The sequence below is a fragment of the Streptomyces flavofungini genome (assembly GCF_041028215.1).
Lineage (GTDB): Bacteria > Actinomycetota > Actinomycetes > Streptomycetales > Streptomycetaceae > Streptomyces > Streptomyces flavofungini_B.
Genome location: NZ_JASKYR010000525.1, coordinates 1 through 6744, shown reverse-complemented (window position 1 = coordinate 6744; position 6744 = coordinate 1). Strand labels below are relative to the sequence as shown.

The following is a 6744-nucleotide window of genomic DNA, read 5'->3' as shown; positions in this document are numbered from 1 at the left end:
GTCTCGGCCACCTTGCTCTGGACCCGCACCGCCACCTCCGTCCACATCTCGGCGCTCTCCTTGGCCAGGTACGCCACAACTCCCCGGCAGTGCGGCGGAACCTTGTCGAGGATCTGTTCCCACTCCTCCGCGCTGATCGAGTGGACGCTGAGCAGCCGCAGCAGCGTGCGGCCGATCTCGCTGAAGCGCAGCGCCGGGTCCGCCTTGAGGCGCTTCACGGCGGCGGCGCGGTCGTGGGCGGACTCCTTCTCCAGGACGGCCGAGGGCGCGCGGCCGAGCCTCGGCGGCACCACCGGAACCCCTTCGTCACCCCGGGCCTGCCGGCCGCGGCGGGTGAGCGGGTCCTCGCCCCGCATCATGCGGTTGCGCACGTCGCGTACCGTCTCCGGCGAGATCGCCGCCACGCGGGCGACCTGGCGCAGCGACAGGGTGGGGTCCTCCGCGATCAGCTCGCTGGCGATCCTGCGGCCCTCGGTGCCGTTGACGGGCCTGACCCTGCCGTCGTGGCCGATCCTGCTGGCGCCGTCCGCCGCSSCGRGCYCGCSGCGGCGGATGTCGGCGACGGTGCCCGCGGCGATGCCGCTCACCGAGGCGATCATGCGGTCCGACCACTGCGGGTGCGAGGCGATGATGCGGGCGGCGGCACGCTTGCGGTCGGCCGTGGTCAGCGGCAGGCCGTGCGTGACGTTCGACTCGACGGCGAGGACGAAGGCGTCGTCCTCCGCCCCGTCGAAGTACTTCACCGCGATCTTGCGCTGCCCCCGCAGCTCGGCGGCGCGCAGCCGGTGCAGGCCGTCGATGACGCGCATCGTCGGCCGGTGCACGGTGATGGGCGGCAGCGGGGTCTGCACGACCGCCAGTGCCTCCACGTGTTCCCGGTCCACTCCTGACGTACGTGGTGAGTCCGCCGCCGAGAGCGAACCGATCTCCACCTCGACGACCATCAGACGATCGAACTCTTCGTGCTCGGGTACTGGCAACTCGACTCCCCCTGGCTTCGATGTCCCCCGTGCGCCCCGTGTCCCCGCACGGAACGCCGCACGCCTCCCCCGCGCACGCTGCCGCCCTTGGTCATGGGCGCCTGAACGAGCGCGACGCGGGGTCCCGCCGGCGTGTGATGTCACCGGCCTTGGCGGCGGCCGGTTTTTACGGCGGCCCGAGCTGCGGCCACCGGAACGACGGAGAAAGGCGCGGCGCGCGACGGCACACACGATTGCGTCGGCCGTCGCGCGGAAACCGGACCTGACTTTCCGTCGGAATCATCGGAATCAAACCTGACCGAACACGTTCACCCTAACAACGTGCATTCGGAGCCGGTACCCCTCACTAATAGCGGTCCCACAGGTTCCGCCACCCCTATGCACCCCTACCGGCGCGCAGGTGAGCGGCGCCCGGCCGGGCTAGGGCGCGGCCCATGAGCGGGGTCAGTCCGGCGACGGCCCGTGCCACCTCGCTCACCTCCGGCCCGGTCAGCGCCTGGGCGCCGTCGCACAGTGCCGTCGCCGGGTCGGGGTGCACGTCGATGAGCACACCGTCCGCGCCCACGGCGAGGGCGGCGCGGGTGAGCGGCAGGACGAGGTCACGGCGCCCGCCGGAGTGCGAGGGGTCGACGATCACCGGCAGGTGGGAGAGGCGCTGGACGACCGGGACCGCGCTGATGTCCAGGGTGTTGCGGGTGGCGGTCTCGAAGGTGCGGATGCCGCGTTCGCAGAGCACGATGTCGAGGTTGCCGCGCTGCGCGATGTACTCCGCGGCCATCAGCCACTCCTCGACCGTGGCGCCGAAGCCGCGCTTGAGGAGCACCGGCCTGCCCGCCTCTCCCACGGCCTTGAGCAGCGCGAAGTTGTGCATGTTGCGGGTGCCGACCTGCAGCATGTCCGCGTAGCGGGCGACCAGCCGCACCCCGTCCGGGTCGATGACCTCGGTGACCAGTGGCAGCCCGGTCTCCTCGCGCACCTCGGCGAGGATGCGCAGGCCCGCCTCGCCGAGCCCCTGGTAGGCGTAGGGGGACGTGCGCGGTTTGAAGGCGCCGCCGCGCAGCAGGGAGGCGCCCGCCGCCCTGGCGAGCCGGGCGGCGGCGAGGGTCTGCGAGCGGGTCTCCACGGCACAGGGCCCCGCGATGACGGTGAGCGTGCCGGGCCCGATGGGCACCCCGCCCACGGTGACGACGGTCCGCTCGTCGTGGTGCTCGCGGCTGACCAGCTTGTACGGGACCGAGATCCGCACGACGTCGAGGACCCCGCGCAGGCGGGCCAGGTCGAGGGCGGCGAAGGCGTCGACGTCGCCCACGAGACCGACGATGGTACGGGTCACCCCGCGGCTCACGAACGCGTCCCCGCCCGCGGCGCGCACCAGGCAAACGACGGCGTCCACGTTCTCCTGGGTGGCTTCCGGAGCCATCACGACAACCACGGCGGTCCTCCCGTAAAGGCGTCCGGGAACGGCCGGGCGGCGGCTCTGCATTCCGCTTTTCCGGGCCCCGGGACATTCAGCGGAATTCCACGGTAGGAGTGCCTCGTGTTTTCCTCAATGAAGCCGGGCGTCGGCGTCCAACTGCGCAATGCGGCACGGCGTTCCGCCCGCGGTTCGGGCGGGCCGCGGGCGACCGCCGCGGCGGTCACGGGTCTTCGGACCGTCCTGTGACCGGCCGCCGCGTACAAACGGAACCGTGCCCGCCTTCGGTCTACCCCACGTGCAGCCTGTCGCAGCCCTCGTGCGCCGGGCCGAGCTTCGCCGCGAGGTCCTCGCGGCGCTGGACGGCCAGCTTGCGGTAGGCGCGGGTCAGGTGCTGCTCGACGGTGCTGACGGTGATGCAGAGCTTGTCGGCGATCTGACGGTTGGTCAGGCCGTGGACGGCGAGCACGGCCACCCGCAGCTCGGCGTTGCTCAGTTCGTCGGGGTGTCGGCGCGCGCCCGGCGGCCACGGCTGTGCGGCGGGCGGCGGACCTCCGGCGCCCGCGGTGCGTGCCGCCCCCGGCACCGGCACACCGCACTCCCCGGCGAGCTGCTGCGCCTTGCGGGCCAGTGCGCGCGCCTGACCGCTCTTGCCGAGCTCACGCTGGGCGCGCGCCGACTCCTCCAGGGCGCGGCCCAGGTCGAGCCGGCAGCCGCGCTCGCGCAGGATCTCGATGGCCTCGTCCAGCAGCGGCGGGCGGCGCTCGGCGCCCAGGGTGTTCGCCAGCGCCCGCAGGGAGGTCGCGCGGGCCCAGCCCTTTCCCCGGCCCGCGAGAGCGAGCTGCTCCTCGGCGAGCGCACGGGCCCGGTCGGGCTCGCCGAGCCGCAGGTGGGCCTCGGCGGCGTCGGTGCGCCAGGGCACCAGGGCGGGCAGGTCGTACTCCCAGCGTGCCATCAGGTCCCCGATGGTGAGGAAGTCGTCCAGGGCGGCGTAGGGGCGCCCGGCGGCGAGGTAGTGCTGGCCTCGGGCGCGCAGGTACAGCAGTCCGGCCGGGGTCTGGAACGCCGGATCGGGCACGGGGACGCTCAGCCGGGCGGCGGCCTCGTCGAGGCGGCCCCGCGCGGTCAGCACGGAGACCGAGGTCGCCAGGGGCGAGACGACGGCGACACCCCAGCCGTCGGCGGGCACCATGGCCAGCGCCGAGCGCACCGACTCCTCGGCCGTGACGAGCGCGCCCGCACGCGCCTCGACGCGGGCCCTCGCCGAGGCGAGCAACGCCTGCCACATCGGGGCGCGGCGCGCGGCGGCCTCCTGGCCGAGGGTGGCGCACCAGTGGGCCGCCCGGTCCAGGCGGTCGGCGAGCACCAGGGCGTCGAGCGCGAGCAGGAGCGCGGTCAGGGTGCGGTCGCCGAGGCGGGTGCTCTGGAGGATCTGCTCGGCCCTGACCACCGCCTCCCCGTCCGCTCCCGCGAGCAGGGCCCTGGTCAGGGTCGCCGCCCGCTGGTGCGGCCCGCGCCCCCGGCTCCGCGCGTGCCGGAGCGCCGCGTGCTCGGCCGTCCCGTGCGCGGCGGGGGCGTGTTCGGGCGTCCGGGGCCGTGGCGCGGCCTGCGCGGCGTCCTGTGGCGTCTCGTGGCGCGGCGCCCCGGCCGCGCGGGCCCGGGCGGCCGGGGCGAGCCCCGGATAGGCGTACGCCATCCAGCGGCACGGACCGTCCTGTTCGTGGGAGGGCACGGCCGCTCCCGGCCGCGCCAAGGGGTCCGCGCTGTGCCGCTCGGCGGTGCGGAGCACCTCAAGGGCCCGCTCGACCTGGCCGAACCAGAGGAGGTGCCCGGCGAGTTCGTCCGCCTGCCGGGGGCCGAGGCGGCCGTCGAGTGCCGCCGCGGTGAGCTCGGGGAGGTGCTGGGCGACGCCCGCGGGGTTGACGCGCCAGCCCGCCCGGGTGAGCGCGGCCCGTATCTCCAGGGCCTGGCGCGCGTCGGTACGGGAGTCGCGGGCGACCCGCAGACAGGTCAGGGCGAGGCCCACCTCGTCGTCGGCGAGGGCACGCCCCGCGGCCTCGATGAGGGTGCGCAACGCCCAGGGCGCGTCCACCTTCTGGGCGGCGATGAGATGGCGCACGACGACGGACGCGGCGGCGCCGTGCTCGTGCAGGACCTGGGCGAGGCGGGCTTCGAGGCGGGTGCGGTCGGCGGGGTCCATGCTCCGCAGCACCGCGGCGCGCCCCGCCTCGTGCCGGAACCAGCCCGCGTCGAGCAGACCCGCCTCGTTCAGCGCGCGCAGACTGCGGTGCGCGGACTCCCGGGTGCCGCCGAGGACCTCCACCAGTTCGGCGAGGGAGACGTCGGGACCGGCCACCGCCAGCGCCCCCGCGACCTGCCGGGTGGCGGTGTCGCTGCGGTACTGGGCGGTCACCACGGCCCGCGCGAAGGCCTCGCCGGGCACCAGGTCGGCGCCGTCCGCGCCGGTGGCGCCCGAGGAGCGGTGGTCCTCGATCAGCGCCCGGGTGAGCAGCGGGCTGCCGCCGCCCGCCCTGTGCACCTGCGAGACGAGCTTGCGCGTGCGCCACCCCGGTTCACCCGTCTCATGGATCATTTCCGCCACTCCTTGCCGCTGGAGCGGCGCGAGTCTGATATTGCGGCACCCCGACAGACGCAGCAAATCGACATGTAATCGCGTCTGCGCGGACGGGAAGGAACTGTTCTCCGCGAGGACGACGAGAATGCGCCCGAAGTCGAGCCGGCGTGCCAGGTAGAGAAGGAATTCCAGCGACCGCTCGTCCGCGTGGTGCACATCGTCGATGCCGAGCACCACGACGCTTTCCCGCGCCTTTTCGAGCACTATCCCGCAGAGCCCGGAAATCACCTGCGACGCCTCGGCCGCCGGGGCGTCGGCGGACTCGGACCAGCCGCGCGGCTCGCCGCCGGCCCCGATGAGCCGGGCCGCACGCCGGGTCTCCGCCCCCGGCAGACCGGCGCCGAGCAGCAGTTGTCCCATGACGCCAAAGGGCTGGCCGCTCTCCGCCTTCGACGCCGTGGCCTGCAAGTACAGTGCTCCGGCTGCGGTCGCCCGCTCGCCGAAGGAACGGAGCAGCGCCGTCTTCCCGCTCGCCACGGCGCCGCTCACCAGAAGTACTCCGCCATGCCCGTCCGCGCACGCGTCGAGCATGCTCTCCATGATCGAATGTTCCGTACCGCGTTCCACCAAGTTCATGAGCCGACTTCTCCCCCGTACCTGACGGCTGATCCGCGAGCGGCCGGACGACCAGTTGGACCATTTTTCCCGAGTTGCCCGGCCCTCTGTACACGACTCTGCCATATCCGAAAATCAACTACCAGCACTATTTGACTCAATGCCATCTTATTACCGTCACGAACGCGCCACACACAAGAAAATCGGACGCCTTCGCTCCATATGCGGCGCAGCGCTTCGCGCAATTGCCTGAAGACGAATTGAGCGGCTATCCAGAACAAATTCGCGAGTCGCGGCAGCGGGCGCGAGGGACAGCCGGGACGGCAGGGGCGGAAGGGCACCGCCCCGATTGGCCCGATCGGCATGACGCGGCGACGCGCCGCCTGACCGGTTGTCGACGGTGACGGGGTCACAATGGACGGCGTGGAGTGGTTCACGGCTGACGCGTACGGGTTGAGCCGTCTGGTCTTCCAGCGGGCTCTGGCCGTGATGTACCTGGTGGCGTTCCTCGGGGCCGCCCTCCAGTTCCGGGCGCTCATCGGCGGGCGCGGCATGCTGCCGGTGCCGGGGTATGTCGCACGGGTGCCGTTCAAGCGGGCTCCGAGCCTTTTTCAGCTCCACTACTCCGACCGGTTCTTCGCGCTCTGCGCGTGGACGGGCTGCGCGACGGCGGTGGCGCTCCTGGCGGGGGCCGACGGTCTGCTGCCACTGTGGGCCGCGATGCTGCTGTGGCTCCTGCCCTGGGCCCTCTACCTCTCCATCGTCAATGTGGGGCAGACCTGGTACGGCTTCGGCTGGGAGTCACTGCTGCTCGAAGTGGGCTTCCTCGCGGTCTTCCTCGGCAACGAGGAGGTCGCCCCGCCCGTCCTGGTGCTCTTCCTGCTCCGCTGGGTGCTGTTCCGCGTCGAGTTCGGCGCCGGGCTGATCAAGATGCGCGGCGACGCGTGCTGGCGCGAGCTGACCTGTCTGTACTTCCACCACGAGACCCAGCCGATGCCGGGTCCGCTGAGCTGGTTCTTCCACCATCTGCCGAAGCCCGTGCACCGCGCGGAGGCGGCGGCCAACCACGTCACCCAGCTCATCGTGCCGTTCCTGCTGTTCACCCCGCAGCCGGTGGCGTCGGCAGCGGCGGGCCTGATGATCGTCACCCAGCTCTGGCT

At 72.9% G+C, this 6744-nt stretch carries 3 protein-coding genes and 1 pseudogene; 1 reads left to right on the top strand and 3 read right to left on the bottom strand.

The features are described from left to right. From AB8Z36_RS28720 to AB8Z36_RS28710, 3 genes and pseudogenes are all read right to left on the bottom strand, one after another. Window positions 1-980, bottom strand: a pseudogene (locus tag AB8Z36_RS28720) (streptomycin biosynthesis protein); the annotation flags it as partial. 376 nt (window positions 981-1356) lie between these two features. Further along, a complete protein-coding gene (gene aroF, locus AB8Z36_RS28715) occupies window positions 1357-2400 on the bottom strand; it encodes a 3-deoxy-7-phosphoheptulonate synthase (protein WP_369216299.1) in 1044 nt (347 codons plus the stop codon). Between the two features lie 283 nt (window positions 2401-2683). Next, window positions 2684-5605, bottom strand: coding sequence for a helix-turn-helix transcriptional regulator (locus tag AB8Z36_RS28710; protein ID WP_369216298.1), 2922 nt, complete (start codon window positions 5603-5605; stop codon window positions 2684-2686). A gap of 402 nt (window positions 5606-6007) precedes the next feature. On the opposite strand from AB8Z36_RS28710, the gene AB8Z36_RS28705 reads away from it, so the two are divergent. After that, on the top strand, window positions 6008-6744 hold a 737-nt coding region (locus tag AB8Z36_RS28705), incomplete at its 3' end, for a lipase maturation factor family protein (RefSeq protein ID WP_369216297.1).

What these genes read in the sequence shown, in the direction of transcription:
- AB8Z36_RS28710 (WP_369216298.1), bottom strand. Translation starts at nt 5,605, where the DNA reads ATGAACTTGGTGGAACGCGGTACGGAACATTCGATCATGGAGAGCATG.
- aroF (WP_369216299.1), bottom strand. Translation starts at nt 2,400, where the DNA reads ATGGCTCCGGAAGCCACCCAGGAGAACGTGGACGCCGTCGTTTGCCTG.